23 protein-coding genes and 1 tRNA gene are annotated in these 25,752 nt (G+C 64.9%); 12 read left to right on the plus strand and 12 right to left on the minus strand.

The genetic code is table 11. The annotated features are described in order from the left end of the window. Positions 1-96 precede the first annotated feature (96 nt). Positions 97-1,089, plus strand: a complete 993-nt coding sequence (locus tag RUGAMON1_RS20265) for a toll/interleukin-1 receptor domain-containing protein (RefSeq protein ID WP_445232227.1) — start codon at positions 97-99, stop codon at positions 1,087-1,089. 148 nt (positions 1,090-1,237) lie between these two features. Here the strand turns inward: RUGAMON1_RS20265 and RUGAMON1_RS20270 are convergent, their stop codons facing one another. The 3 genes from RUGAMON1_RS20270 to RUGAMON1_RS20280 form a co-directional block, all read right to left on the minus strand. Beyond that, a complete protein-coding gene (locus RUGAMON1_RS20270) occupies positions 1,238-1,504 on the minus strand; it encodes a hypothetical protein (RefSeq protein ID WP_445232228.1) in 267 nt (88 codons plus the stop codon). A gap of 353 nt (positions 1,505-1,857) precedes the next feature. After that, on the minus strand, positions 1,858-2,871 hold the full coding sequence (locus tag RUGAMON1_RS20275) for a site-specific integrase (protein WP_445232229.1): 1,014 nt from the start codon (positions 2,869-2,871) through the stop codon (positions 1,858-1,860). A gap of 152 nt (positions 2,872-3,023) precedes the next feature. Continuing rightward, positions 3,024-3,108, minus strand: a tRNA-Leu gene (locus RUGAMON1_RS20280). 106 nt (positions 3,109-3,214) lie between these two features. Between RUGAMON1_RS20280 and RUGAMON1_RS20285 the strand changes: the two genes are divergently transcribed. After that, complete coding sequence (locus RUGAMON1_RS20285; protein WP_445232230.1) at positions 3,215-4,867, plus strand: mechanosensitive ion channel family protein; 1,653 nt, start codon at positions 3,215-3,217, stop codon at positions 4,865-4,867. 7 nt (positions 4,868-4,874) lie between these two features. Here the strand turns inward: RUGAMON1_RS20285 and RUGAMON1_RS20290 are convergent, their stop codons facing one another. Then, positions 4,875-6,134 (minus strand): voltage-gated chloride channel family protein, encoded by a 1,260-nt coding sequence (locus tag RUGAMON1_RS20290; RefSeq protein ID WP_445232231.1) that lies wholly within the window; start codon positions 6,132-6,134, stop codon positions 4,875-4,877. 86 nt (positions 6,135-6,220) lie between these two features. On the opposite strand from RUGAMON1_RS20290, the gene RUGAMON1_RS20295 reads away from it, so the two are divergent. Beyond that, on the plus strand, positions 6,221-6,664 hold the full coding sequence (locus RUGAMON1_RS20295) for a hypothetical protein (RefSeq protein ID WP_445232232.1): 444 nt from the start codon (positions 6,221-6,223) through the stop codon (positions 6,662-6,664). An 8-nt stretch (positions 6,665-6,672) separates the two neighbouring features. On the opposite strand, the gene RUGAMON1_RS20300 is transcribed toward RUGAMON1_RS20295, so the two are convergent. Together RUGAMON1_RS20300 and RUGAMON1_RS20305 are read right to left on the minus strand one after the other, a co-directional pair. After that, positions 6,673-6,912 carry a DUF6566 family protein gene (locus tag RUGAMON1_RS20300; protein ID WP_008447763.1) on the minus strand — a complete coding sequence of 80 codons (240 nt, stop codon included), beginning with the start codon at positions 6,910-6,912 and terminating at the stop codon, positions 6,673-6,675. Positions 6,913-6,991: 79 nt separating this feature from the next. Continuing rightward, positions 6,992-8,431, minus strand: coding sequence for a M20/M25/M40 family metallo-hydrolase (locus RUGAMON1_RS20305; RefSeq protein WP_445232233.1), 1,440 nt, complete (start codon positions 8,429-8,431; stop codon positions 6,992-6,994). Positions 8,432-8,566: 135 nt separating this feature from the next. Here RUGAMON1_RS20305 and RUGAMON1_RS20310 point away from each other — a divergent pair, with 135 nt between their 5' ends. The 8 genes from RUGAMON1_RS20310 to RUGAMON1_RS20345 all read left to right on the plus strand — a co-directional run bounded on the left by RUGAMON1_RS20310 (position 8,567) and on the right by RUGAMON1_RS20345 (position 18,103). Then, complete coding sequence (locus tag RUGAMON1_RS20310; RefSeq protein WP_445232234.1) at positions 8,567-9,097, plus strand: GNAT family N-acetyltransferase; 531 nt, start codon at positions 8,567-8,569, stop codon at positions 9,095-9,097. Positions 9,098-9,249: 152 nt separating this feature from the next. Beyond that, complete coding sequence (locus RUGAMON1_RS20315; protein WP_445232235.1) at positions 9,250-9,663, plus strand: glycine zipper domain-containing protein; 414 nt, start codon at positions 9,250-9,252, stop codon at positions 9,661-9,663. An 89-nt stretch (positions 9,664-9,752) separates the two neighbouring features. Next, positions 9,753-10,790: a serine/threonine-protein kinase gene (locus tag RUGAMON1_RS20320; protein ID WP_445232236.1), complete on the plus strand. Its 1,038-nt coding sequence runs from the start codon at positions 9,753-9,755 to the stop codon at positions 10,788-10,790. Then, entirely contained in the window at positions 10,787-13,246 is a 2,460-nt protein-coding gene (locus RUGAMON1_RS20325; protein WP_445232237.1) for an FtsW/RodA/SpoVE family cell cycle protein, read from the plus strand. The genes RUGAMON1_RS20320 and RUGAMON1_RS20325 overlap by 4 nt, the downstream gene beginning before the upstream one ends. A 3-nt stretch (positions 13,247-13,249) precedes the next feature. Continuing rightward, positions 13,250-14,821 (plus strand): hypothetical protein, encoded by a 1,572-nt coding sequence (locus RUGAMON1_RS20330; protein ID WP_445232238.1) that lies wholly within the window; start codon positions 13,250-13,252, stop codon positions 14,819-14,821. A 17-nt stretch (positions 14,822-14,838) separates the two neighbouring features. Continuing rightward, positions 14,839-15,357, plus strand: a complete 519-nt coding sequence (locus tag RUGAMON1_RS20335) for an SH3 domain-containing protein (RefSeq protein ID WP_445232239.1) — start codon at positions 14,839-14,841, stop codon at positions 15,355-15,357. A gap of 89 nt (positions 15,358-15,446) precedes the next feature. Then, entirely contained in the window at positions 15,447-16,457 is a 1,011-nt protein-coding gene (locus tag RUGAMON1_RS20340) for a PP2C family protein-serine/threonine phosphatase (RefSeq protein WP_445232240.1), read from the plus strand. 116 nt (positions 16,458-16,573) lie between these two features. After that, complete coding sequence (locus tag RUGAMON1_RS20345) at positions 16,574-18,103, plus strand: FHA domain-containing protein (RefSeq protein WP_445232241.1); 1,530 nt, start codon at positions 16,574-16,576, stop codon at positions 18,101-18,103. Between the two features lie 10 nt (positions 18,104-18,113). Here the strand turns inward: RUGAMON1_RS20345 and RUGAMON1_RS20350 are convergent, their stop codons facing one another. The 3 genes from RUGAMON1_RS20350 to RUGAMON1_RS20360 form a co-directional block, all read right to left on the minus strand. Further along, positions 18,114-18,992 (minus strand): pirin family protein, encoded by an 879-nt coding sequence (locus RUGAMON1_RS20350; protein WP_445232242.1) that lies wholly within the window; start codon positions 18,990-18,992, stop codon positions 18,114-18,116. A gap of 4 nt (positions 18,993-18,996) precedes the next feature. Further along, positions 18,997-19,395, minus strand: a complete 399-nt coding sequence (locus tag RUGAMON1_RS20355) for an OsmC family protein (RefSeq protein WP_445232243.1) — start codon at positions 19,393-19,395, stop codon at positions 18,997-18,999. Between the two features lie 76 nt (positions 19,396-19,471). Continuing rightward, entirely contained in the window at positions 19,472-19,759 is a 288-nt protein-coding gene (locus RUGAMON1_RS20360; protein ID WP_445232244.1) for a DUF1330 domain-containing protein, read from the minus strand. 100 nt (positions 19,760-19,859) lie between these two features. On the opposite strand from RUGAMON1_RS20360, the gene RUGAMON1_RS20365 reads away from it, so the two are divergent. Then, entirely contained in the window at positions 19,860-20,744 is an 885-nt protein-coding gene (locus RUGAMON1_RS20365; RefSeq protein WP_445232245.1) for a LysR substrate-binding domain-containing protein, read from the plus strand. Here RUGAMON1_RS20365 and RUGAMON1_RS20370 read toward each other — a convergent pair whose 3' ends face one another. From RUGAMON1_RS20370 to RUGAMON1_RS20380, 3 genes are read right to left on the minus strand one after another with little or no spacing between them, the layout of a single operon-like run. Then, positions 20,745-21,089: a zinc ribbon domain-containing protein YjdM gene (locus tag RUGAMON1_RS20370; RefSeq protein ID WP_217943297.1), complete on the minus strand. Its 345-nt coding sequence runs from the start codon at positions 21,087-21,089 to the stop codon at positions 20,745-20,747. It lies immediately after the preceding gene. 54 nt (positions 21,090-21,143) lie between these two features. Then, the gene (locus RUGAMON1_RS20375; RefSeq protein ID WP_445232246.1) at positions 21,144-23,450 is read right to left on the minus strand and encodes an SUMF1/EgtB/PvdO family nonheme iron enzyme; all 2,307 of its coding nucleotides are present in this window, start codon (positions 23,448-23,450) and stop codon (positions 21,144-21,146) included. Positions 23,451-23,484: 34 nt separating this feature from the next. Continuing rightward, positions 23,485-25,704, minus strand: a complete 2,220-nt coding sequence (locus RUGAMON1_RS20380) for a hypothetical protein (protein ID WP_445232247.1) — start codon at positions 25,702-25,704, stop codon at positions 23,485-23,487. Positions 25,705-25,752: the final 48 nt, after the last annotated feature.

Raw genomic sequence — 25,752 nt, forward strand, 5'->3', positions numbered from 1 at the left:
CTTAGCACTATCCAAAAAAAGACTTGTAGACGCCCCAATCGAGGATAATCCTGCTGAGATAATTATAATCAATGAACAAATCTGAAAGGTAACCGTATGGCCAAGGTGTTCTTTTCGTATTGCCACGTAGATGAAGCGCCTCGTGATCGGTTGGAAGTGCATCTCTCCCTTCTCAAGCAGCAGGGCCTGATCACCACCTGGCATGACCGGCGCATCGCAGCAGGCGACAACGTCGATGCCACCATCGATGCCAATCTAAACAGTGCTGACATTATCCTGCTGTTGGTTAGTGCCGATTTCATCGCTTCGCGCTACTGCTACTCCATAGAGATGAAGCGCGCGCTGGAACGCGACGCGGAAGGCAGCGCACGCGTGATTCCCGTCATCCTGGACGAATGCGACTGGCACTCGGCACCTTTCGGCAAACTGCTGGCAGTCCCTAAGGACGGCAAGGCCGTGACTACCTGGCCCAACCAGGCACAAGCGTGGACCGACGCGACGCGACAGATCCGGGCCGTGATCGAGGCCATGCGAAAGGCCGATCCCGCACCGCCGGCGGCAGTCGTTGGATCGGCCTATGCATCGCCGGCAGTGCCGGCCACCGCGACGGCACCTGCCAGCAGTGGGTTCGAGAATGGACCGCGTTCCAGCAACCTGCGCCTAAAAAAGTCGTTCTCCGATTTCGACAAAGACAAGTTCCTGCATGACAGCTACGACTACATGGCGAAGTTCTTTGAGAATTCGCTGGGCGAGCTTGAGTCGCGCAACGCGGGCATTCAGACGCGCTTCCAGCGTCGCGATGCTCAAAGCTTCTCCGCAGTGGTATACCGCGAAGGTAAGTCGGTTACGGAATGCTCGGTGCGCGTCGGGGGCTTCGGTGCGCGCGGCAGTTCAATGCTGACGTTTTCCTACGATGCAAACTCTGGCGGCAACTCCTTCAACGAGATGTTGAATGTCGAAGCGGACGACCAGTCGCTGTTCTTCAAATCGACGGGTATGCAGTTTCGCGGTGGTGCCGGAAACGGTCAACTGTCGGAACAGGGCGCCTCGGAACTGTACTGGGGGTTGTTCTTGGGTCGTTTGCAGTAAGCCTACACGACAATCGATCATCGAAGTCATTCTCCTTCAGGCGGTCGTTAGCGGCCGTCTTCGTTCAATATGTGTTGATACTGGTAGCGGGATTCGACGACGGCAGTTTCAAAGTCCAACCTTGCATCATCGCCAGATGCGACAGGAATCAATTGCGCTCCTTGTGACTATGAGCCCACTCGATCACCTCTTTTGCGCTGTAAAGAGGCTGCGCCCTCCCCGATTTAGTCGGCAAACGGATCGCCTTCGGAAAACCCGGCAAGCAAGCCATTCGCTCACGCACAACCTGAGGCTCTCGCTTGAGGTATTGCGCGATCATAGAGATGTCCCACAGGTCAATGGACAATGGGATGGCCGGCCGCACATAGCCAGCCAAGGCCTCGGCTAGTCGCTCGACGAATTCCGTATCATTCATGACTTGCCTACCTGTTCTCATGGCTTCCTGCGGAGAGGTGCGTGGCCATTAGACACATGATGAGGTCAGCTATCTAGCTAGCGTATAACCCACATCAATCATTTACCAAATTGATGTTAAAAAGATTATAGAAATTGAAGTGTGGAATCCAACCGAGGGCACATGCATGCATAAGTAAGGTTTTTGCTCGATCAGCCTTCGATCTTAACCGTCGAACTTGCGCCCCACGTCGACAGTGCGCGACAGAAGCACATCTGCGCGACACTCGCGTACTAAAAAGCGGTTTCTGGCGCCAATCTTTATCCTCCGATTAAGTTCCCACGCGTACTCTAAACGCCGCATCCTGAATCAAATTACTTCAGCTTCTTGGACAACTCTTCTGCTGTCTCGTTGTAGTAGGTTTGAAGCTCGTTCAAGTCACGGTGTCCAACAACCCTCGCCAGTTCAAGCACGTTGAGTTTTTTTGCGAGTCGCGTGATCGCTTCGTGGCGGGTATCGTGGAATTTCAAGTCGTCGATCTGGCATCGCTCCTTCGCCTTACGGAACAAGGCGTCCAGACTTGCAGCGCTGATACCGAACAGCGTGTCACCTGGTGGCATCAGCGCGATCAGGTCCAGCGCACGGCTGGACAAAGGCACGTCACGCTTAGTGCCGTTCTTCGTTCGAGGAAGGTGGGCTACACTCCCCTTGACGTCACTGCGCTTCAAGCCACAGATCTCGCCAGCACGCATCGCCGTCTCGATCGCGAACAGGAACGCCACGGCGACCGCGCCGCTCTTTGTGCTCACAGGGCCTTCGACGAATCCCAGTGCCACGCATAGCCGGTCTATTTCGTCCTGACTGATACGCCGATCGCGCGGCGCCGAGCCTTTCGGTCGGCGAACGTCGGTGGTTGGACTTTTGTCGATCCACTTCCACTCGCGCCGCGCTGTCGTGAAAACATGCGACAGCAAATTGAGCTCACGGATCACGGAAGCGCCTAGGACCTTGTCTTCAAAATTTAAGGCGGCCGTGCCGCGGAGGCGCAGATCACGCCACTGGCCAAGTATGTCGGACGTGACATCGGACAAACGCAAACTACCCAGACGTCGGCCGGCGACTACGTGATCCGCGATGGCCGCAAGTCGATGCCGCTCCATCCGATGCCCGCGCTTGTGCACGGACACCTCGCGCAGGTAGCGGTTGAAGGCATCTTCCAATGTCTTGCCGGCGCCAGGGCCAGCGTTGACGCCAGCACGGATCTCACTTTCTCGTGCGGCAGCCCATGCCACCGCCTCGGCCTTGGTCGAGAACGATTTTGCCTGGCGCACGCCCTTCAACGCGATCTGCACGCGCCAAACGGTCCCGTCTTTTTTGAAGCTCGCCATTTCGTAAATGCTTCGTAAAATTTTCGTAAAGCGTATCCGAAAATAGCGGTTTTAAGCGCACGTTTGTGTGATTTCCCACAAACAAAAAACGCCATAAATCCTTGATTTTGAAGGATTTATGGCGTTTTATGATCTTTATCAGGAAAGCGAACTGGTGCTCCGAGCCGGAATCGAACCGGCACGCCTTGCGGCGGGAGATTTTAAGTCTCCAGTGTCTACCAATTTCACCATCGGAGCGACAGAGCCCGTGATTATGCCACGAACCGGGCATAACTGCCATACCGGCAACTGTCAGATCCGATAACATGGCATCATTGCTAATATCTACGTCCCAAGGATAGCCATGACCGTTTTACGCCGCCTGCTCGTCGCGTCGCTGTTGATGATGCTGCACTGCCTCGCGACCGCCGCCGACATCCTCCCCGCCCAGCAACCAGGCGCACCGACAGCCGCGCCAGCCCCGGCCAAACTGGTCTTCGCCAATCGCACCATCTTCGTGTTCCGCTCCGTGCTGACCGGCTATCCGCCGGAAGAACGAGCCGACGGCGCACGCAAGCGCCTGGACGCCGCGCTGGCCCGCAATGGCGCCCAGCAGCCCGGCACCCGCCCGATCGCCGAAGGCACACAGGTGATGCTGGACGGCGCCCTGCTGTTCCTGGTCACGCCGGCCGACATCAACCCGCTGGCTGGCGATACCACCGACAGCGTCGCCGGCGAAAGCGCGGCGATCCTCGGCAAGGCTCTGATGGAGCGCCGCGAACAAGCCAGTCCGCGCTACCTGTTCATCGCAGCGGCCCTGTGCGCGGCGGCGACGCTCGCATACGCGCTGATACTGCACGGCCTGCGGCTGATGCACCGCTGGGTGGGCAAGCGCTCGACCCAGGCCATCAGCCGCCGCCTCGGCCAGGTCAAGCTCAAAAACGTCCGCATCCTCGACGCCGAGCACTATGTGGCCTTCATGCGCCAGCTGGTCAACCTGCTGATCTGGGGCCTGCGCTTGATGGCGACCTATCTGTGGCTGGCCTTCGTGATGGGTAAAATCCCCTACTCGCGCAGCTGGGGCGAGCGTTTGCAGGACTATCTGATCGACGTCGCCACCAGCGTCGCCCAGGGCATCATCGAAGCGCTGCCTGGCCTGGTGCTGGTGGCCGTCATCGCCGCCATCGCGCGGCTGGTGATGCTGACCGCCGGCTCGGTGTTCCAGCGCGTGGAAAGCGGCGAGCTGCAAATGGCCTGGCTCGATCGCGACACCGCCACGCCTACGCGCCGCATCCTGAACGTGGTGATCTGGCTGTTCGCGCTGGCGATGGCCTACCCTTACCTGCCCGGCGCGCATACGGCGGCGTTCCAGGGCGTGTCGGTGCTGGTGGGTTTGATGGTGTCGATCGGCGCTTCCAGCATCGTCGGCCAAGGCGCCAGTGGCTTGATCCTGATGTACGCGCGCTCGCTGCGCAAAGGCGAATACGTGCGCATCGGCGAGTCGGAAGGCACGGTGGTCGAACTGGGCATGTTCGAAACGCGCCTGCGCACCGGCCTGGGTGAAGAGATCACCATGCCCAACGCCTGGGTGCTGTCCAACACCACCAAAAACTACTCGCGCGCGCACGCGGGCACCGGCTTTGTGCTCGACACCACCGTCACCATCGGCTACGACACGCCATGGCGCCAGGTACATGCGATGCTGGAACTGGCCGCCGCCAGGATAGAGGACATCGCCGCCACGCCCAAGCCCTACGTAATGCAGATCGGGCTGTCGGATTTTTATCCGGAGTACCGGCTGGTGGCCTACGCCACAGTGGAAACGCCGCGCCGCCGCGCCGACGTCCTGAACCAGCTGCACCAGCAGATCATCGACGTGTTCAATGAATACGGCGTGGCGATCACGTCGCCGCACTTCACCCAGGAGCCGGCCACGCCGCACGTGATCCCGAAAGAGAACTGGCATCCGGCGCCGGCCGTCGCGCCTATCGACCTGGCACGGGACCAGCAGCAGTAAGCCGGATCTAGAGCGGCGGCTGACGGTCGCGCGCCACCGGCGGCAGGCGGTGTTTGATGGTGCCGACTTTCTGGGCGCGGTAGATGCCGGTGTGGCCGGAGAACAGGTAGGCCACCACGCACGCCAGCGCCGCGTAAGGTCCGATCTGCGGACCGAATAATTCGATCGCCATGATGGTCGACGCCAGCGGCGTGTTGGCCGCGCCCGCGAACACCGCGACGAAACCTATCCCAGCCAGCATGGCGAACGGCAGATGCAGCAGCGGCGCCAGCGCGTTGCCCAGCGTCGCGCCGATGTAGAACAGCGGTGTAACCTCCCCGCCTTTGAAGCCGCTGCCCAGCGAGGCCACCGTGAAGGCGAACTTGCCGACGAAATCCCACGGCGCCAGCGGCTGCTGGAACGCCTCGACCATCACCGGTATGCCCAGGCCGATGTAGCGCGTGCCAACCACCCATACCGCCAGCGCCACCAAGGCGCCGCCGATCAAGGGACGCAGCGGCCCATACGCCACATGGCGCTTCATGAAGGCCGATGCGGCGTGCGTGGATTTGGCGAACAACATGCCGGTCAAGCCGAATACGATGCCGGCCACCAGCACGGCGGCCATGCTCCAGAAACCGATCGCCACCACACCGCTCATCGCGTAATGGGTGTGATGCACGCCCCAGGCCATGCCCACCTGGTCGGCGACGATGGCCGCCACCATGCAGGGGAAGATGGCGTCGTAGCGCAGGCGGCCAATGGCCAGCACTTCCAGGCCGAAGATGGCGCCGGCCAGCGGCGTGCCGAACACGGAAGCGAAACCGGCGCTGATGCCGGCCATGAGCAGGATGCGGCGCTCGGCGTGGCGCAGGCGGAACACGTGGGTGAGCTGGTCGGCCAGCGTGCCGCCCATCTGCACGGCCGTGCCTTCGCGGCCGACCGAGGCGCCGAACAAGTGCGAGATCACGGTGCCGATCAACACCAGCGGCGCCATGCGCAGCGGGACGACTTTCTTGGGATCGTGGATTTCGTCGATCAGCAGGTTGTTGCCAGCTTCGACGCTGCTGCCCAGTTTGAGGTACACCCAACCGACCGCGAAGCCGGCCAGCGGCAGCAGCCAGATGATCCAGGCGTGCGCTTCGCGCCACACGGTGGCGCGGTCCAGCGCGAACAGGAAGAAGGCCGAAGCCGTCCCGCTCAGCAGCGCGATCAGGCCCGCGATGGCGGTCCATTTGCCGATATACGGCAACAGGGCGATTTGTTCTGGGTAGCGGCGTAATTTCATCTGACTTGCATACTAGCAAATTCGTCAGATGGCGGCAATCAGACTCCGGGTAGGAACCAAATCCAAACTCGGCAGGTCCAACATCTATGGAAGAGCGCATCGCAAAACTTGAGGCCATATCCGACAGCACCGTTGCGGCGGTTGCTGCGCTGAGGACTGACATGAATGATCGATTCAAGCTTGTTGATGCGCAAGTGGCCGAGCTGCGCCGGCAAAAAGTGGAGACTGACGTTATCTTGGGCAGGCTAGACGCGCAAGCAGCCCAGATCGCCGACTTGCGGCAATACATCGATCAACGGTTTACCTTGAGTCAAAAAGAAACAAACCTGCGCTTCAAACAAATAGAACTGCGTTTCAAAGACCTTGAGACACGCATGGATGAGCAAGCCTCTCAAATCCAAGACCTCCAGTCGGAAATCAAAGATCTCCGATCGGAATTCCGCTACATCACTCGCTGGATCATGGGCAGCCAGTTTGCCATCGTGCTATTCCTGCTGGGGCTGGCTGCAAAGATTTATTACCCGTCCTGAGCGGCGTCTTAGGCCAGCCGCACCAGCGGATTGGCGATGATGTTGTCGATCTGGCGGATCGCCTCGTCACAGGCGGCGGCTATGGCTTCGTCCTCGGTGTCGCGCATGAACTGCATGGTGGCGCCTTCGAACACTTCCACCCCGTCCGCGCCGGCGCGCTCGATGTCGCAGCTGGCGGTCCAGCGGCGGTCAGTGGTCGGCAACGCGGTCGGCACGATTTCCCAACCCTTGTAATGAATCTTGTCCATGACGCTCTCCTCGATAAGCAAACAGACTATCACGAAGCGCCAGGCGCGCCGCGCACGGATGCGCTGCGCGCCCGCCTGATCAGTCCTCGCTGTCCTGGTGCGCGGTGCGGCCGATCGGCTGCTCCATATTCGCCAGGAACCAGCTCAGCGAAGTCATCACCGCCACATGGCGCTTCAGTTCCAGCGGGCTGACCTTGTCCAGCGTGTCGGCCGGCGTGTGGTGGTAGTTGAAGTAGGCCGAGGAATCGACCATCGGCTCGAACACCGGCACGCCGGCTCGCTCCAGCGGACCGGTATCGGTCGGGCCGGTGATGTCGCGGCGCTCGAACTGCCCTGCACCGATCGGCGCCAGCGCATCCTTCAGCGGCGCGAAGTACTTCACCATCGGCGGCGTCACGCTGCCGATGAAACCGAACGGACGGCCGCCGCCGCTGTCCGACTCGATGGCGGCGAAGTGCTTATCCAGCTTGCCCTTGTTCGCCTCAAAGTAAGCCTTGCCGCCACGGGTGCCGTTTTCCTCGTTCATCCACGCGATCACGCGGATGGTGCGGCGCGGGTGCAGGTCCAGCTTCTTCAGCGTCTCGATCACGCCCATGGCGCCGGCCACGCCGGTGCCGTCGTCGTTGGCGCCGGTGGCCAGGTCCCAGGAATCGAGGTGGCCGGAGACGATCACCACTTCATCGGCCTTGTCGCTGCCCGGCCAGTCGGCGATGACGTTGAAGCTGTCGGCGTCCGGCAGGGTTTGCGGGGTCAGCGTCAGGTGCATCTTGACCGGGCCGCGCGCCAGCAGGCGATCCAGCAGCAGCACGTCCTCGGTGGTGATGGCGGCGGCGGGAATGCGCGCGCCGTCGACCAGGCCGGTCACGCCGGTATGCGGAATGCGGAAATTGGCGCCGCCGACCGAGCGCACCAGCGCCGCCGCCGCACCCAGTTCAGCGGCCATCTTCGGACCGCTATAACGGAAGCCCGCGCCCGGACCGTAGGCCGCGCCGGCGTGGCCGCGATCGGCCAGTTCCTGGTCGAACGGCACGTCCATCAGCACGATGCTGCCCTTCACCTGGGCCGCCTTGGCCTTCAATTCCTCCAGGCTGCGCACCACCAGCACCGGCGCGGTCAGGCCTGCGGCGGGCGTGGCGCCCGAGCCGCCCAGCGCCGTCAGCACGATCTTTTGCGTGATGCCGGCCGGACGGCCGTTGTAGTCCACCAGTTCCGCCGTCTCCGCGCCGCGCACCCAATGCGGCACCTTGACCGGTTGCAGCGTGACCTTGGCGCCGAGCTTGCGCATGGCGGCCGCCACCTGCTCCACCGAGGCCGCGGCGCCTGCGGATCCGGACAGGCGCGGCCCAATCAGGTCGGTCAGGTCGGCCAGGCGCTCGTAGGCCCAGTCGCTCTTCATCGCGCTGTCGCGGATCTGGGCCAGGGTGGCCGGATCGTTGGCTGGAGCGGCAGTCGCGCCAACGCTCAACAGACAGCTGGCAAGGACGGTCAGGGACAACGGGGACTTGAAGACGGATTTCATGCGTTTCCTATGGATGTGGAGGTGAGTTGCAAAAACGATCTAAACGATAACCTATCGTGGAGATCTTGTCATCAATGTTGATTTGTTATGGCCGTTGCACTACCATGAACCTTCAACCATGCGAAGAAAGCGCCTATGCTCAAGGGTTCACTCTGCACCGTGCGCCACCTGCTGACCGCCGACCTGAACACCTTCATCGCGCTGGTCAACGACCTGCCGTCGCGCGGCGACCACTTCTCCGCGCACTTCAAGTCGCCGGAAACGATGCGCAAGGAGTTCGTGCAAAACGGTTTCGTCAACGAGGACAGCGAGCTGTTTGTCATCGAGGACAGCCTGCACCACATCGTCGGCGTCATCACGCATTTCAAAAGCCGCACGCCGGTCACGCGCGAAATCGGCTACCGCCTGTTCGACCCCAAGCTGGCCGGACGCGGTTACGTGACCGAGGCATGCCGGATGCTGGTCGACTACCTGTTCAAGGTCCACCAGTTTCACCGCCTCGAGTTGCTGACCGCGCCGGAGAACGTGGCCTCGATCCGGGTGGCGCAAAAATGCGGTTTCAGCGCCGAAGGCACGCTGCGCCAGAGCTTTTTCATCAATGGCCGCTACCAGGATGTGCAGGTTTTCAGCCTGCTGCGCCCCGAATGGGAGGCGCTCAGGGGCTAAATGTTACAAGCCATTACCGGAATGGCCAGTTTGTAAGCATGTGTATAAGACGTGGTGTATTCCCTTCCAGGCTATATAGTGGAGTCACTGGCCGACGTATCATTCCGATCCGGGCCACAGTAAGGGGAAATACCATGTTGAGCAAAAAATTTATGGGTGTAGCGTTACTGGCCGCAGCAGCAGTATCGTCGTCGGCCTACGCAGGCGACCGTGATTTCAACACGGTAGCCGGTGCTGTGGTAGGCGCCGCCGTTGGCCACAGCGCCGGCGGCCGAGATGGCGCCATTGTCGGCGGCCTGGTTGGCGCGGCGGTGGGTAACAGCATCAACACCAATGACCGCTACTACGGTGGTGGGCGCGGTGGCCGTTACGTCGAGACCCGTGTGTATTCGCAGCCTGCACCGGTCTACTACGAGCCGGCTCCGGTCTACTATGAGCCAGCGCCACGCTACTACGCTCCGCCTCCGCGCGTGGTGTACGTTGAACCGGCCCGCCCTTACTACCGCGAATATCGCGAAGAGCGCTGGGAACATCATCACCACCATCGCGATCGCTGGGATCGTTAAACTCCCTCTAGAAGCCCCTCACACGTGAGGGGTTTTTTTTCGTCCCCCCCCCGCTAGTCCTGCGTAACGGCGCGGGCCGAGGGGGAATCATGACGACTACAGACGCAATCATCGCTTTGGAACTGGGCCACTACCGGCTGCGCGAGCAGATCGGCGGATCGGCCTACGGCATCATCTGGCGCGCCAGCGGGCCGGCGGCCACGCGCGATGTCGCCATCAAGTTGATCAATCGCGAGCAGATGGCGCGCGCCCTGCCCGCCCAGCGCGACCGCTGGATCACCAGCGCGAACAATGAAATCGGCTTCCTGCAATCGCTGGAGCCATGGGACGAGCGCCACATCGTGCGCCTGCTCGACAGCGGCTGGCACGAGGGCCTGCCGGTGCTGGCGCTGGAACTGATGGCGACGGACTTGGGCAAGCACATGATCGCGCTGAAGGGCCGCGGCGAGGCCGTCCCGCTGCCACGGATACTCAACTGGATAGGCCAGATCAACCAGGCGCTGGCCAAGGTGCATCAATACGGCTGGCGTTACCTGGACCTGAAACCGGCCAACGTGCTGCTGGACCGGGACCTGGGCACCATCAAGCTGGCCGATTTCGGCACCAACCGCCAGTTGGGCAGCCTGCAAGTTCACTCGTATGCCGGCACCGCCAATTGGCAGGCGCCGGAACAGTTCTTCCCGGCCGACGGCGGCGGCTATGCCACCGGCCCGCGCAGCGACTATTTTTCGCTGGGCGCGATGTTCTACTTCCTGATCACCGGCGGCCTGCCGCTGCGCTTCTGCAGCGATTGCGGCCACGCCTATCGCGAACACCACACCGGTGGCGCCAACCTGCTGCGCGGCTTGAACGGCGGCGCAATTCCGGCGGCGCTGCACGCCGAGGAAGAGGCACGCTTCGCCGCAGCGATTCCCGCGCAGATGCGCGATGCGGCACTGGAGCTGCTGCGGGCGCTGCTGCATCTCGATCCGGCGCAACGTCCGCGCCACGCGATCCAGATCAGCCGGATGCTGCACGCTATCCAGGGCCTCAAGCCGCAGCGCGGCATGTTCGATCCCCCAGGTCCCGTCCACTGCATGAATCGTCCGACCGCCGACAACCACTGGCACCACATTCAGGGGGCATGATGGCTATCTCGTTGCGCCGTGCTTTCACCGCACCGCCGGTCGCCCGGTCATCCACCGCGCGCCGCGCATCGTTCGCCAAACCACGCCTCGGCGACATGTGCGCTGCGATCGCGCGCGCAGCCGCGAGGAATATCGGCTTGGCCTTCACGCTCATCATATTGGCAGCCCTGTGCGGCATGCAGGCGCTGGCCTTGCTGCGCGCGCCGGCCGCATGGCTGCCGGCCGCTATCACGGTCAAGCTGGCGCCAGGCGAAACCATCGCACTGGGCCAGCACGAACTGGCCGCGCCGCAGTCGGACCGCAACCATTTATCCCTGCGGCGCGACGCGCAGGATGGCTGGACGCTGCGTAACCTGAGCGCGACCCGCCAAGTGATACTGCTGCGCGAAGGCAGCGAGCAACGCATGGGCAGCACGCCGCTGCTGGCTGGGCAGCGCTTCCAGATCGACGGCGCGCTGTTCGACGTGCGGGCAGCCGGTTCCGGTAGCATCACCTTCGCCCGCGACGGCCACGAATGGCGCTACGACGGCGCGGTGCTGTATCGCGACGGTCATCAGCAGGCCAATTGCCCTGAATCGCATGTGGCGTCCAAACTGCTGTCGCTGTGGAACCGCGCCATGCCGGGAGTGCTGACGATTTCACGTCCGCTGTCCTTCGGCGGAAATCTGTACTGCGACAACCGCCTCGGGCTGGCGCAAGTGACTCCCGGCGCGGCGCAAATCACGCGCGGCAACGGCGGGCTCCAGCTCTCGGCCGGCAATCCCGATGGCGACCGTGCGGCGGTGCTGGTTCACGGCGCCGGCGCGCAGTCCGACTTGCGCAGGCAGGAGGCGTCGCTGGATGGCGTGAAAGCGATTGTGGTAGGCCATACGCGCTTCCAGCTGAACGCCGGCGGCGGCCAGCTCACGCTGCAGCCCAGCCGCCACGTCAGCCTGTTCAACGCGCCGGATCTGAAGCTGCCGGAACACGTCACGTGGCAATGGCAGCAGCGCGCGCTGTGGGATGGCGGCCAGTCCAACGCCATCTGGACCGGCCTCGCCGCCAGCCTGGCTTGCATGGCGGCGAGCCTCGCACTGTCCGCGCGCCGGAACGAACGCGCTCAAGGCGCCGCCATGGCGCTGGCCACAGGCGGTGTGCTGATCTGCGGTGTTATCGCATTGATCGCCCAGCGCGCGGGCTATGCGCCCAGCGCCGCCAGCTCGATGCTGCTGGCCGCCTGCGCGCTGCTGCTGTGGCTCGCGCTGCCCGGCCGCCTCACGCTGCTGACCGCGGCCGGCGTGGTGCTGCTGGCCGCCGGCCTGCTGTCGCAGCTGGAGCTGGGCCTGGGCGCGCCCGAATCCTCCTGGCTGCGCTACTACCAGAAAAGCGCCGCCATGCTGGCGATAGGCGCCGGCCTTGGCGGCCTGCTGCGCCTGTGGGCGCAACGCCAGGCCGCGCGCGGCGCCCATATCCGGCAACGCAGCATCGAATGGCTGCTTGCCCTGTTCGCCGCCGTGGCGCTGGCCGCGCTGGCCGCGCAAGTGTTGTGGGGCGACGAACAAGGCGTCTTCGACCTGCAACCGGTGGAGCTGGCAAAACTCGCCCTCACCGCCCTCACCGCACACTGCCTGGCGCTGCGCTTCAACTGGCACGCCGGTGCGCAAAAGCTGTCCGAGCACGGCGCCCGCTGGCTGCAGCTGATCGCGCCCGCGCTGCTGTTCCTGGCGCTGCTGGGCCTTTCGCTGGTGCAGGTCGACGACTTCTCGCCGCTGATTCTGCTGCTCATCTGGAGCACCGTCATGGCCTTCGCCTACGCGCTGGCCGCGCGCAACCGCAGGCTGGCGTGCGCCCTGCTCGGCATGACGCTGACGGCGGCCGGCGCCATCGTCTACCTGCGCTGCGTCGGCACGGACGACCTGATACGCTGGGGCTTCTACGCCGACCGCTTCCTGGTCTGGCTCAACCCCGCCGAACATCCGCACACCGGACAACAGCTGCTGCTGGGCGCGCGCGCCATCAGCGAAGGCGGCTGGCTGGGCGCCGACCACTGGCTCGGCCTGCGCTCGCTCGGCATGGCGGCCGGCGGCGCGGTGCAGATCCCCGCTGTGCAGGACGATTTCGCCGCGTCCTTCTTCCTCAACCGCCATGGCCTGCTCGGCGGTCTGCTGCTGTGGGTGGCGCAAGCCGCTTTCCTGGCCGGCATCGCCTTCACGGCGGCCCGCGCCTACCAGGCCGGCGCAGCGGCGCGCGACTTCCGCCACGCCTGGTCCGGCCGCTTCCGCTATTTCGCGCTGTGCGGCGGCGGCGCCTTCGTGCTGGGCCACTTCCTGCTCTCGTGGGGCACCAACCTGGCGATCTTCCCCATCATGGGTCAGCCCATGAGCTTCCTCTCGGCCGGCGGCAGCCACCTGCTGTTTTTCCTTTGCCCCCTGCTAACGTTTAGTGCCATCAGCGCGCAATCTTTAGAAGGAGAATGAATCATGCCGATCTATGTACAACACGAAGTCCTGGGCCGCATCCCCGACGTCTTCAACGCCGAAGCGATCTGGCAGGCGCCTGGCCTGGCGCTGTTCTCGCGCCGCCCGCTGCTGCGCGACCTGCTGGAACGCAGCCCGCGCGAGCACAAGGGCCGCGCCGCCACGCGCTGCTTCTCCCACGTGACGCTGATGCTGCCGCAAGAAGAAGTCGACGACGACTACCACCTGACCCGCGGCGCCCGCGCGCGCGACCTGGCGCAGACGCTGACGGCGCTGCATCAGAAGGACTTCGGCGACCTGCTGGGCGGCGACCAGGTACGCTACGACGTGATCGGCACCTCGCAGCTGGCGCCGGGCGAGATCGAGGTCAAGTTCGGCCACGCCGTGTACCTGCCGGCGGCGGACGAGAAGATCCTCTACAACGTCAGCGTCTCGCGCGACAGCGCGATCTGGCATCCGGTATGCCCGATCTACCCCAACCAGCGCCTGGCGCTGATCGGCGGCGAAGGCGGCGAAGCGAGCTTCATCGCCAGCGGCTGGCCATTCGGCCCGGATGGCGCCATCCTCATCATCAACGACGGCCCGGATGCGCCGCCCGTCGTACAGATGCGCCCCAAGGACGCCTTCGAATGTAGCTTCGATCCGCGCAGCGGCTACTACACCATCAAATCCCTGCGCGAAGCGCCGGGCGGCAGCCCGCGCCTGATGCTCAAGATCGGCCGCACCGGCGCCGCCGCGTCGCGCCCCCAGGCCAGTGCGGCCATCGACGGCATCAGCATCAACCCGGTGGCGGCCAACATCGCCAGCAAGCCGGCGGTATGGCAGAGTCGCGCCAACGGCGGCGCCGCGCCCGAGATGACGGCGATCCCGGTCAGCCACAGGCCGGCCAACAACGCGGGCGAAAGCGACGCCACCTACGCGCCGATCTCGCAGCAGCGCGTCAGCCTGGTGGCGCTGGCCATGCCGCGCCTGAGCCGCTACCGCGACACCGGCGCGCAGGCGATGGAGCTGCCGTTCAACCGCGCGCTGGCCTTGTCCGCCGACGGGCCGGCGGCCATCAGCTTCGTGGTCGACGCCGCCGATGAGCTGTACGCCTGCACCGCCGAGGGACGTCAACGCATCACCGCCCCGGCCACTTTCACGCCGGTCGATACGCAGGCGATCCGCGTGCTGGCGGCCGCGCCGCAGATGGCGGACCGCTACCGCGCCATGATCTGCCTGGCGCAGCCGGTCGGCGCCTCGGTGGCGAGCGGCGCGCGTTTCAGCTTCGGCCGCAACTCGCCGATGCTGGCGGCGCTGCGCCTGCTCGATTCGCCGCGCTTCCTCAAGCGTGCCAACGGCGCCAACACCGCCAGCGCAGACCGCATCGGCCTGTCGCGCGAGGCCTTCAGTTTCGAGGCGACGGCGCAGGGCTACAAGATCGGCCGCCTCAGCGCCTCGCAGGCCTTGTACCACCTGGACGACAAGCTGGAATTCGTCGCCAGCGTCGGCGACGCCGATACCGGCACGCCCTACCTGCTGCCCAGCGGTCATCACCTGGTGGCGGGCCATTATGTGCTGCGCTTTGACGCCTGAGATCACAAGGAGCTTGCATGGAAACGGCTAAACTCTACGCCGCCGGCGCCTTCGCGGCGGGGCTGGTGATCACGCTGTTCCTGGCCGCCTACCTGACGCCGCGCCAGTGGTGGCGCCGTCCGAACGCGCGCGCGCTGCTCATCATGGTGGTTGGCGCGTGGGGCTTCGGCAGCCTGATACTGTACGCGGTGCACGGCCGTCAAACCGTGAACGACGTCGCCGTCGTTGCCACGCCGGACCGCAACGCGGAAGCGCGCGCCATCACGGCGGCAGCGACGGCGAGGGAGGCCGCAGCCCGCGCGACATCGGCATCGACGGCCCTGATCAGCGGCCAGTCGTTCGCCGTCCATCGCGACCTGAACCTGCGCACCGCGGCCGGCGTGCACTCGGCGCGCCTGGTCACCGTGCCGGCCGGCGCCACCGTCACGCCGACCGGCGCGCGCAACGGCGACTGGTGGCAGATCAAGGCCAGCGTCGCCGGGCATGAGAACACCGGCTGGGTCAACAGCCTGTGGCTGCGCCGGAGCGGCGAATGAGGCCCGGGCATTCCGCCACGCCGTCCCGCGCCAGCATTTTTTCGGCTAAGCTGTGGCCTTTCGCCTCCCGCGCCACGGCGCCCGCCCCGATGACACGAATCACCGACATGCAGGACTTCGGCCCCGGCCTGGACATCGCCGCCCGCAGCAGCGCCAGCATCAGCAAACTGCAAGTGCCGGAGAACCAGGACAACCTGCTCATCATCGACGCCACCGGCCACGCCGTCTTCCTGCGCGACCAGTGCCCACATGGCGTCACGCTGCCCGACTGGCCGCGCGGCCACGTGCGGCTGGCGGTATTGGACGGCATGGGCGGCCACGGCAACGGCCGCGAAGCCGCCGAAGCCGTCGCCACCGGCCTGCTGCTGGTCCCGGCCTGCGCCACGCAGGACGAACTGGGCGCCCGCCTCGACGCCCTGCACGCCCGCTTGCAGCAGCAGTTCCGCAGCGAGGGCGACGACGACAGCTTCCGCCGTCCCGGCACCACGCTGACGCTGCTCGAGATCCCGCCCGGCGCCGCGCCGATGCTGTACCACGTCGGCGATTCGCGCCTCTACGAAATCACCGCCCAGGGCGCCCGCCCGCTGACGGTGGACCACGTGCCCGCCACCTCGTTCGCCATGCACGGCCTGCTGGGCGAGCGCGAATGGTGGCAGCAGGTGCACGGCGAACACCGCGCGCAGATCGCGCAGGCCTACATCCTCGGCAATGCCTTCACCAATCCGCAGGTGCTGGACGACGGCCTGCTGGCGCTGAGCGCGGCCAACCTGCCGCCGTTCCTGCACCAGCTGGCCGACCGCCGCCTGCTGACCGTGCGCGCGGACGCTACCTATCTGCTAGCCACCGACGGCTTCTGGTCCTGCGGCCGGCCGCTGCAATGGACCGCGCGCTGGCCTGCGCTGCTGGCCCAGCCGGGCCACTCGGCCGGCGCCGCGCTCGACGCCCTGTTCAACGACTATGCCGACCATCCGCCGCCCGAGCTCCACATCGACAACCTGAGTGCCATCGTGCTGCGCTTCGCGCCGGCCCGCGATCCCGCGCACAGCGAAAACGTTGACGAAACGGCACTCCCGCACGCATCAATGCCGTCGCATTTTTGACAACTGGCGGCGCAGGTGTTGCGCCGCCGGGTTGAATGGCCTCGAGATCGCCACATCGATTGCCAAACAGCGTGTAAACCGCATAAACTGACGGGTATCCCATCGGTCGGTTCACCATGAAAAAATGCAGTAATGCCCAGCACCCGCATTGCACCTACTGGGTCATGCCAGGAGCGCAAGCTTGCGAAGGCGGCCACGCCCAAGCAGAGCCCTCCAGCTTCGACCTGCTGAGTGCCGTGCGCAGCACCCGTTCCGGCGTACCCGGCACGATGCTGGATGCCGTCCCTGCCGCCGCCCACGCACCCGCCACCTACGCCCGCCCCCTGCAGCGCGCCCAATCCGAGCGCCCGCAGCTGCACATCAGCGGCTTCGACCCGCGCGCCGCCGGCGGCCGCCAGACCCTGAAGATGGAATTGCGCGGCATGCCGGAAGCCTGCGCGCCGCAGCTGACGCTGCAGGTGCAGTCCGACCTGATCCCCAACGGCGCCGCGCGCCAGCAGTTCGTGCGCGCCACCAGCGGCGAATGGCGTCCCGTGTTTGTCGAGTTCTCCTCGCGCGGCAAGGAGCACGGCCAGTACCAGATCAGCATCGAGCTGTTGAGCCAACACGCCGAACTGGCCTCGCGCAAATGGGTGTGCACCTTCGTCATCCTGGTGCCGCGCCTGGACGCCACGCTGACCGAAATCCACCGCATCTTCCTCAGCACGCACAAGAACGTGCGCGTGATGGCGGACGACGCCTCCATCGCCCGCGTCAGCGCGCAGGGCGCCGACAACCTCGATATCGATGTCACCGCGCGCAACGCCGGCATCGCCCACCTGGACCTGAACGCACCGGCCGGCAAGGTCGACCTGGGCTTCACCACCATCGCCTGGGACGAGGACCTGATCGAGATCGACATGCCATTGGCGAGCGCCATGCATCCGCATCCGAGCCGCGCGGCCTGCCTGGTCAACGCCGCGCCGGAAGCCGGTGCGCAGCGCCAGATCCGCCTGTTCGCGATGGAAGAATGCGTGCTGGGACGCTTTGAACTGGTCGATCCGGAATCGCACCTGCTGCTGACCCACTACGGCGCCGACGGCCAGGAGACCAACGGCCTCACGCGCCGCCTGTCCGGCCGCCACGCAGTGATACGCCGCTCGGGCCAGGGGTTTGAAATTGAAGACGTGTCGCGCTACGGACTGCTGCTGGACGGCGTCTGGCCGGGCAAGTACAAGCCGACCGCGCTGCGCCTGGGCATGCGCATTGAACTGAGCGCCAGCATCAAGGGCATCGTGGTGTTGTCGGTGTCGGCCATCATGCCGCACGGCGTGATCCTGCACCGCATCGACCAGGGCGCCAATGCCGAATGCTTCTACCTGCTGATGCCGGAAACGCATCCGGGCTATCCGGTCAAGGCGTTCGCCGCCGCGCCGCACGCGGCCGCGCTGCCGCTGCTGCTGCATCGCGACGGCGGCTTCTGGCACCTGGACCAGTTGACCGGCAAGGAAACCGCGCTGGCGCCAACCGTGCCGCTCGATAAGCTGAGCCGCATCGCGCGCCACAACCGCTTCGCCAGCGATCCGTATCCGGAGCACTGGATCATCCGCACCGGCGCCACCGACCTGTATAGCACCCAGGCGGCCAACGCCATGTCGACCGCCTGAGCTGAAGCGCTTACGCCGGTTTCTTCGCCGGCAGCGGAATGAACTCGGTCTCTCCCGGCACTTTGTCGAAACGCTGCGCCTCCCAATCCTCGCTGGCCTGGACGATGCGCTCCTTGCGCGACGAGACGAAGTTCCACGACATGAAGCGGTGGCCGTCGAGCGGCTCGCCGCCGATCACCACGAACTGCGCATCCGCCTCGGCCTTGATCAGCTGCGCCGTGGTCGTATCCAGCAGCGCCATCGTGTGCAGCGCCAGCGGCGCGCCGTCGATGTGCAGCTCGCCGAAAATCGGATAGATGGCCGCTTCCGCCGGCAGGCCGCTCAGCGCCAGCTCATGGCCGGCCTTCAGGCTCACGTCCAGGTACAGCGTCTGGCTGTAGGTCTTGACCGGAGAGGTCTGGCCGAACGCCGAACCGACCAGCACGCGCACGCGCGCGCCGTCGACATCGAACTCGGGAATATCTTCGGACGGCGTGTGGCAGAAGCCAGGCTCGTCCTCTTCATGCGCGACCGGCAGCGCGGCCCACAGTTGCAGGCCGTGCGTGCGGTGCGGCTTGCCGACCAAATCCTTGGGAGTGCGCTCGGAGTGGACGATGCCGCGGCCGGACGTCATCCAGTTGATCGCGCCGGGTTCGATGCGCTGCACGCTGCCGATGCTGTCGCGGTGGTCCATCGCGCCTTCAAACAGATAGGTCACGGTGGCCAGGCCGATATGCGGATGCGGACGCACGTCATGGTCGGCGTCGAGCGGCACGTCGACCGGACCAAAATGGTCGAAGAAGATGAACGGGCCCACCGCCTGCTTGATCGCGGACGGCAAATAGCGGCGCACGACAAAGCCGCCGCCCAGGTCTTTCTCGTGGCCTTTGAGCAGATTCGAAATCGTCATGATCTTATCCCAGCACGGTGGTGACTTCCGTGGTCACGGAGGTCATCAGTTTGTGGATCGGGCATTTCTGCGCGGCGGCCAGCAATTCGTTGCGCTGGGTCTCGGTCAGGTTGCCGGTCAGGTGCAGCGTGGCGGCCAGGCGGTAGGTGCCCTGGCGCTCTTCGCTGGCGTCGCGCTCCATGCTCACTTCCACATGCTCGAGCGGGATGTTCTTGCGCTTGGCGTACCACACCACGGTCAGCGCCTTGCATGCGCTCAGCGCCGCGTCGTACAGGTCGTGGGGCGAAGGGCCGGCATCGTTGCCGCCCTCCTCCACCGATCCGTCCGTGGACAGGATATGGTTGCGCACATGGACGATGTGACGCATTGGCAGCGACTGGTCGCGCAGTACTTTGATAGTCATACGGTGGTCCTTGAAAACGGCATTATCAAAACCGTCACTCTACACCGTTTGACCTGGTTGCGCCTCCCCTAAACGTTCAGAGGCCGTTCAGCAGCACCAGCGAAAAATCGGCGCCGCTTTGGCGCAGCTTGATCAAGGGCGCGTGCTCGGGATCGTTGTACCAGGCCTGCGCATGCTCCATCGATGGGAACTCGACGATGATCTGCGTTTCCGGCAGCAGCGGCGCGCCTTCCAGCACCACCGGCGCCACTTTCGCCAGCGGCTTGCCGCCGTGTTTTTTTGCCAGCGCGGGCATGCGGGCGCTGTACTCGGCCACCCAGTCCGAGTTGCGTAAGGTGAGATATCCGATTGCGTAGGCTGCCATGATGAACTCCTTGCTGTTGAATGAGGCTTCATTATTATTCGAATCCCCAATAGCATAAATGAGCTAGAATTTCATGGACTCGTAACTAAAACTTCCGAATATGAGCGATAAACTCCGCAGCATGCAGGTATTCGTGGCCGCCGCCACCGCGCGCAGCTTCGCCGCCGCCGCGCAGACGCTCGACATGTCGCCGGTCATGGTCGGCAAACACGTGCAGGCGCTGGAACAGGAACTGGGCGCGCGCCTGATCGAGCGCACCACGCGCAGGCAGTCGCTGACCGAAATCGGCGCGGTCTACCTGGAGCGCTGCCGCGACGTGCTGGCCGGCGTGGAGGCGGCCGACCGCGTGGCCGAGCATCTGCGCGCGGAACCGCAGGGCAGCCTGCGCGTCTCCGCCCCCGCCACCTATGGCGAACACCGGCTGATGCCCGTCATCGGCGCCTACGCCGCGCTGTACCCGCAAGTGAAAATTGACCTGATGCTGACCAACCGCGTGGTCGACATGGCCGAGGAAGGCGTCGACGTCGCGATCCGCTCCGGCGCGCTGGCGGACAGCGGCTTGATCGCGCGGCCTTTGCGGCCGGGCCGGGTGCTGGTCTGCGCCAGTCCGGGCTATCTAAAAAGGCGCGGTACGCCGCGCCATCCGTCGGACCTGGAACAGCATGACTGCCTGATGTTCTCGGACTGGCGTCCGCATGCGACATGGCGCTTCCGCAAGGGAGAACAGGAGATCGAGGTGCCGGTGAGCAGCTCGTTCGTCAGCAACACCGGAATGTCGCTGGTGTCGGCCGCGATCGCGGACATGGGTGTGGCGATGCAGGCGGATGTACTGCTGGAGCCCGCGCTGGCGGCGGGAAAACTGGTGCGGCTGCTGCCGAAGTGGGAACTGCCGTCGCGGCCCATGCACATACTGCGCCGGCCGGAGGCGCGCCCCAGCGCCAAAGTCCGCAGCTTCGTCGACTTTGCGCTGGAGCGGCTGGGGTGATTACACGACTTTTTTAACGAACTCGGTTTTCAGGCTCATGGCGCCGAAGCCGTCGATCTTGCAGTCGATATCGTGGTCGCTGTCGACCAGGCGAATATTCTTGACCTTGGTGCCCACTTTGACGGTGCCGCCGCCGCCCTTCAGTTTCAAATCCTTGATCACGGTCACAGTATCACCGTCCTGCAGGATGTTACCGACGGAGTCGCGATACACCTTGGCGCCTTCTTCTGCCGCTTCGGCAGCGGTGGCGCTCCACTCGTGCGCGCATTCCGGGCACACCAGCTGGGCGCCGTCTTCATAGGTGAATTCGGAATTGCATTTCGGGCAGGGTGGCAAAGCGCTCATGATACGGTCCAATTTTTTTGAAGAAGGCAGCATTATACCAGTGCTTACCTGAAGTTAGACCAACTTTCGCGCCACACGGAAGCCAACGATATCGTTGGCGAGCACCGCGGAAAAGCCGTTGCGCACCGAGGAGCGCAGATAGCGCGGGTTGTACAGCCACGAGCCGCCGCGCAGCACGCGCCGCACCTGGTCGCCGCCCTCTTCCCATGCGCTGCCGTCGACCGGCGCGCCGATGTAGTTATCGTGCACCACGTCCTGGGTCCACTCCCACACGTTGCCGTGCATGTCGAACAGGCCCCACGGGTTGGGCTGGAAGGTCCCGGCCTTGTTGGTCCCTTGCAGATACGCGCCGCGCGGGCTGCCGTTGTAGGTGTAGTGGCCGTCGTAGTTGGCCTGCTCGGTGGTGATGGCGTCGCCGAAGCTGAAGGCGGTCTTGGTGCCGGCGCGACAGGCGTATTCCCACTCCGCCTCGCTCGGCAACCGGTAGGTCTGGCCGGTTTGCCCGGACAGCCAGCGCACATACAACTGCGCGTCGACCCAGCTGACGCCCACCACGGGATGCTCGTCGGTCTGCGCAAAGCCGGGCGCGCGCCAGTCGGTATCCGATTGCGACTCCCAGCCGGTGGCGCGCACGAACTGCCGCCACTGTCCGACCGTGACGGGCGAACGCCCCATCGCAAACGAATGCTCGATGCCGACCCAATGCTGCGGCGTTTCGCGCTCCAGCCAGTTTTTCTGCGCGCCGGCCTTGATCGCCGCCGCCTGCTCATGCTCGTGTGAACCCATCTGGAAACGGCCGGTAGGTATCAGCACCAGGTCGGGGCCGACGCCGGTGCCGTCGATAAAGCGGTCGCGCAACACGCCGTTGGCGTCGGCGACCGGGCTGCCCGCCGTCGGCATCAGCACGGCCAGTTCGGCGGCGTTGCGCTCGGCCTGCTGCTTGCGGTGGCGCTCCTGCTCGGAGCGATACGCCGCTTCCGCCTTCAGCTGCGCGGCTTTGCGCTGCTGCTCCTCGCGTTCCTCGCGCGCTTTCCTGGCGTCGGCATCGCGGCGCGCCTGCAATTGCTCGCGCAAGGCCTGCTTGCGGGCCAGCGCCGCGGCTTCGGCCTCGGCGCGCTGCTTGGCCTCCAGCGCGCGCCGCTGCTGGTCCAGCTTCACTTTTTCTGCCGCCGCTGCCTGGGCGTCGGCCTGGCGGCGCGCGGCCTGTTCCGTCGCCAGTGCCTGCCGTTTCTGTTCGGCGGCGCGGGCCTGTTCCGCCTGCGCCGCCTTGGCCTCGGCGTGCGCCGTTTGCTCGGACTGGCGCTGCCGCTCGCGCTCCTGCGCCTGCCGCGCCTGAGCCGCCAACTCTTCTTCGCTCGGACCGTCGGCGCGGCGCAACTCGGTCAACAGTTCGCCGACCGAGGCCGGGCGGCGCTCCTGCGCGTAGGCGAAGCCGTTTTGCAGCACCTTCCACTGCGCCGGGTTGAGCCCCTGCGGCGGCGACGGATGGAAGTCGGCCGGTCGCATATCGTCAAACGGCATGCGGCCTTCCAGCAGCTGGTAGATCATCACGGCGACGGCATAGACGTCCAGCTTAGGCGAAGGCTGGCGCTGATGCGTGCCCGCCTCCGGTGCGCGGTAGCCGACGGTGCCGGCGTTCGGCGTCTGCAAACCGAGGCTGCTGCCGGCGCTGCGCGCGCGCGAAGCGATGCCGAAGTCCAGCAGCTTGATCTCGCCGCGCTGGGTCAGGAACACGTTGCCAGGCTTGATGTCGCGGTGAACCAGCTTGTGCTTGTCCCATGCATATTGCAAGGCGTCGCCGATGGGCGTCAACAGGCGATAGACGGCTTCCAGCGGCAACGGGCCCTGCTCGGCCAGATAAGCATCGAGGTCCTGGCCCTCCAGGTATTCCATGATGATGAAATAGCTGGAGGTGGCCGGGTCCTGCGCCCATTCATAGACGCGGACGATGTTTTCATGCGCCAGCTTGCGCGCCTGCGTCGCTTCCTCGATCAGCAGCTTGGCGTGGGTGGCGCTTTGGGTCAGCTGCGGCGGCAGGATCTTCAGGGCCACCATCTCGCTGTGGCCCAGCTCCGCGTGGGTGGCCAAGTCGGTCGCCTGCCATACCTGGCCCATGCCGCCCATGCCGATCAGGCGCTCCAGCCGGTAGCGGCGGTTCTGCGGGCCGATCTCCTGGCCGGACATCAGCCCCAGCTCCGTACCCTGCCGCACCGGCGGCGCAGCCGTGACGCTGCCTCCCGGCGGCGCGTATTCCGCATCCAGGATGGCGTTCTTGCGGCGGTCGAACTCCTGCAAGCTCAGTAGACCGTCATCATGTAAGGCCCGCAGTTCGCGGATCTTGTCTCTTGCTGTTTGCATCATTAAGCGAAGTGTAACCGTTCCTGCATCAAGCTGTTCAAGCTAAAGGCACGCCACATTGGGCGCAGAATTTATCCAAAGGGTGGCCGGCCCGCGTCGGATGGCCGTTGGCGCAGTAGCGCACCGGCGCCGGTGCCGGCGCTGGAGCAGTAACGCCGGCCGCGTTGTGCACGTTCAGCAGATCGAGCTGGTGGCGACGGTCCTTGTCCATTTCCCTGTCGCGGCGCGCGCTCTCTTCCAGCACCCGCTCATGCGCCAGCTGCGCCGCTTCGGCCGGAGTGACGCCGTGTTCGGCCGCCACCACCAGCGACAACGCCTGTATCTGCTCGGCCGTCATGCCGCCCTGGATCTGCATCTTCATGATCTGCTTCAGCGCTTCGGCGTTCGGCGCGGCGGCGGTGGCCACTTTGCCGGTGTCGCTCAGGCGGCCGATGGTTTCGATGCGCGTCAGCTCATGCGACTGCTGCGCCAGCAGCACATCGTACTCGCCCTTCCAGCGTGCGAACTTCTCGTCGCGGTCGTGCTCCAGTTTTTTCAACTCGCGCTGCCACTGCGCTTCCTGTTCCTTCTGCTTGAGGATCTGGCGCTGCTCGTCCACCTCCAGCTGGTCCAGCATCGCCTGCTTGTTGACGGCGAGGTTCTGGCGCTGATGGACGCCGTCCGCCTCGATGGTGCGCAGCAGCTTTTCATACTGGGCCACCGAATCGGCCTGCGCGCCGGCACGCTTCAGTTCCTCGATCTTCTGGTTGATCTCCGCCACCTGCACGGCGTTGGCCGCGTCCTTGACGGCATCGCCGCGCAGCAGCTCGCGCTGGCGCGCCAATTGCAGCTGGTCTTCCCATTCCTGCACGCGCTCGGCCTCGCGGCGGCGCGCGGCGCTGGCCAAGGTCAGGCCCTGGATGCGTTCATTGTGGCCTTCGGCCTCGATCTGCAGCTCGCGCTCTTTCTCTGCCTTCTCGCGCTGGCGCAGCGCGGCCAGTTCGCTGCGGCGGTGCGACTCGTCCTCGATCAGCAATGCCTGCGCCATCTGGTTTTCGATGGCTTGCTCGCGCAGCTGGTGCGACAGGCGCTGCTGCGCCAACTGGCGCTGTTCGGCGGCGGTCTGTTGCAGCACTTCGAGCTCGGTGCGCATCTTGATCTGGGCCAGATGACGCACATGCTCCCAGTCCGCCTGCTCGCCGGCGCGGTGCGATTTGTTCTTCGCCAGCTCATGCTCCAGATCGGCCAGTATCGTGCCGGCGCCTTTGTCGACGGCGACCTTGCGGGTTTTCGATTCCATCACGCGGCTGTACAGGTCCACTTCGCGCGCGCGCAGCGCCTGCATGCGCTCGGACTCCTTGAACGTCAGCTCGGCCTTGTTGACGCCAGCGTCCTGGCGCAGCTCGGCGCGGCGCAGGTCGGAGCGCATCTTCTGCTCTTCGCGCCAGATGGCCTGCCATTCCTCTTCGTCGTAGATCTGGTCCAGCTGCTTGACGTGCTCCAGCTGCACGTGGCGCTCGTCCGCCACCAGCCACAGGGTGCCGATGCGCTCGCGGTTGTGATCGAATTTATCGTGGCGCAGCGCCGCGGTTTCAACGCGGTCGACGGCCAGGCCGTAGCCGGCCACGCGCAGCTTCAGCGCCGCTTGCAGGCGCTCGTCCAGTTGCAGGCGCAGGTCGGCGTTATGCGCCATGTCGCGCATCGAACGGCTGCCGATGAATTCGGCCACCACCTGATGCACCGAAGGCCCCAGCAGATCGTGCAGGTGCCGCGTGCTGACCGTGCCCGGCACGGTCATGAAGTGCTGGGCGAAGGCCGGCACGTTCTCGATGCGGATGGCGACCGTGAAGCGGGCCGCCACCTTCAGGTGCTCCGCCGTCTGCAGGTCGCTGAACGAGAACTCCACCGGCAGCGCGGCGCTGCGGGTGATCAGGATTTCCGCGTTCTGGTTGCGCAGCAGGTGGTTCAGGCGGGTGAAGAAGCCTTCGATTTCGTATTCGCCCTGCGGCACTTCGGTGGCCTTGTCGGCTTGCAGGATGTAGGCGCGCGAGGTGGCCGGCACGCGCAGCGTTTTGGTGAAGATGCCGGACAAGGCGCTGACGCCGAAGTAGACGGCCAGTTCGTCGTCGCCGGGGATCCAGCGGTTATCGCGCAACACAGGCTCGCTGCGCGGGGCGCCCAAGGTCAAACCGCAGTGCTTGCAGTAGCCCGACTGGTCGTCGTTTTTGTGCTCGCAACGCGGGCATTTTACGCCGCCAAAACCAAACATTTGGAACATGTCAGACTCCTTCTTCGATTCATCTTCCGGGCCGCCCTAGCATCTGCC

It is taken from the genome of Duganella rhizosphaerae (assembly GCF_040364205.1).
In the GTDB taxonomy this organism is placed as follows: domain Bacteria; phylum Pseudomonadota; class Gammaproteobacteria; order Burkholderiales; family Burkholderiaceae_D; genus Rugamonas; species Rugamonas rhizosphaerae.

What these genes read in the sequence shown, in the direction of transcription:
- RUGAMON1_RS20350 (WP_445232242.1), bottom strand. Translation starts at nt 18,992, where the DNA reads ATGACGATTTCGAATCTGCTCAAAGGCCACGAGAAAGACCTGGGCGGC.
- RUGAMON1_RS20275 (WP_445232229.1), bottom strand. Translation starts at nt 2,871, where the DNA reads ATGGCGAGCTTCAAAAAAGACGGGACCGTTTGGCGCGTGCAGATCGCG.
- RUGAMON1_RS20310 (WP_445232234.1), top strand. Translation starts at nt 8,567, where the DNA reads ATGCTCAAGGGTTCACTCTGCACCGTGCGCCACCTGCTGACCGCCGAC.
- RUGAMON1_RS20370 (WP_217943297.1), bottom strand. Translation starts at nt 21,089, where the DNA reads ATGAGCGCTTTGCCACCCTGCCCGAAATGCAATTCCGAATTCACCTAT.
- RUGAMON1_RS20340 (WP_445232240.1), top strand. Translation starts at nt 15,447, where the DNA reads ATGACACGAATCACCGACATGCAGGACTTCGGCCCCGGCCTGGACATC.
- RUGAMON1_RS20315 (WP_445232235.1), top strand. Translation starts at nt 9,250, where the DNA reads ATGGGTGTAGCGTTACTGGCCGCAGCAGCAGTATCGTCGTCGGCCTAC.
- RUGAMON1_RS20335 (WP_445232239.1), top strand. Translation starts at nt 14,839, where the DNA reads ATGGAAACGGCTAAACTCTACGCCGCCGGCGCCTTCGCGGCGGGGCTG.
- RUGAMON1_RS20325 (WP_445232237.1), top strand. Translation starts at nt 10,787, where the DNA reads ATGATGGCTATCTCGTTGCGCCGTGCTTTCACCGCACCGCCGGTCGCC.
- RUGAMON1_RS20305 (WP_445232233.1), bottom strand. Translation starts at nt 8,431, where the DNA reads ATGAAATCCGTCTTCAAGTCCCCGTTGTCCCTGACCGTCCTTGCCAGC.
- RUGAMON1_RS20330 (WP_445232238.1), top strand. Translation starts at nt 13,250, where the DNA reads ATGCCGATCTATGTACAACACGAAGTCCTGGGCCGCATCCCCGACGTC.
- RUGAMON1_RS20295 (WP_445232232.1), top strand. Translation starts at nt 6,221, where the DNA reads ATGGAAGAGCGCATCGCAAAACTTGAGGCCATATCCGACAGCACCGTT.
- RUGAMON1_RS20290 (WP_445232231.1), bottom strand. Translation starts at nt 6,134, where the DNA reads ATGAAATTACGCCGCTACCCAGAACAAATCGCCCTGTTGCCGTATATC.
- RUGAMON1_RS20320 (WP_445232236.1), top strand. Translation starts at nt 9,753, where the DNA reads ATGACGACTACAGACGCAATCATCGCTTTGGAACTGGGCCACTACCGG.
- RUGAMON1_RS20270 (WP_445232228.1), bottom strand. Translation starts at nt 1,504, where the DNA reads ATGAATGATACGGAATTCGTCGAGCGACTAGCCGAGGCCTTGGCTGGC.
- RUGAMON1_RS20265 (WP_445232227.1), top strand. Translation starts at nt 97, where the DNA reads ATGGCCAAGGTGTTCTTTTCGTATTGCCACGTAGATGAAGCGCCTCGT.
- RUGAMON1_RS20365 (WP_445232245.1), top strand. Translation starts at nt 19,860, where the DNA reads ATGAGCGATAAACTCCGCAGCATGCAGGTATTCGTGGCCGCCGCCACC.
- RUGAMON1_RS20300 (WP_008447763.1), bottom strand. Translation starts at nt 6,912, where the DNA reads ATGGACAAGATTCATTACAAGGGTTGGGAAATCGTGCCGACCGCGTTG.
- RUGAMON1_RS20375 (WP_445232246.1), bottom strand. Translation starts at nt 23,450, where the DNA reads ATGATGCAAACAGCAAGAGACAAGATCCGCGAACTGCGGGCCTTACAT.
- RUGAMON1_RS20355 (WP_445232243.1), bottom strand. Translation starts at nt 19,395, where the DNA reads ATGACTATCAAAGTACTGCGCGACCAGTCGCTGCCAATGCGTCACATC.
- RUGAMON1_RS20285 (WP_445232230.1), top strand. Translation starts at nt 3,215, where the DNA reads ATGACCGTTTTACGCCGCCTGCTCGTCGCGTCGCTGTTGATGATGCTG.
- RUGAMON1_RS20380 (WP_445232247.1), bottom strand. Translation starts at nt 25,704, where the DNA reads ATGTTCCAAATGTTTGGTTTTGGCGGCGTAAAATGCCCGCGTTGCGAG.
- RUGAMON1_RS20345 (WP_445232241.1), top strand. Translation starts at nt 16,574, where the DNA reads ATGAAAAAATGCAGTAATGCCCAGCACCCGCATTGCACCTACTGGGTC.
- RUGAMON1_RS20360 (WP_445232244.1), bottom strand. Translation starts at nt 19,759, where the DNA reads ATGGCAGCCTACGCAATCGGATATCTCACCTTACGCAACTCGGACTGG.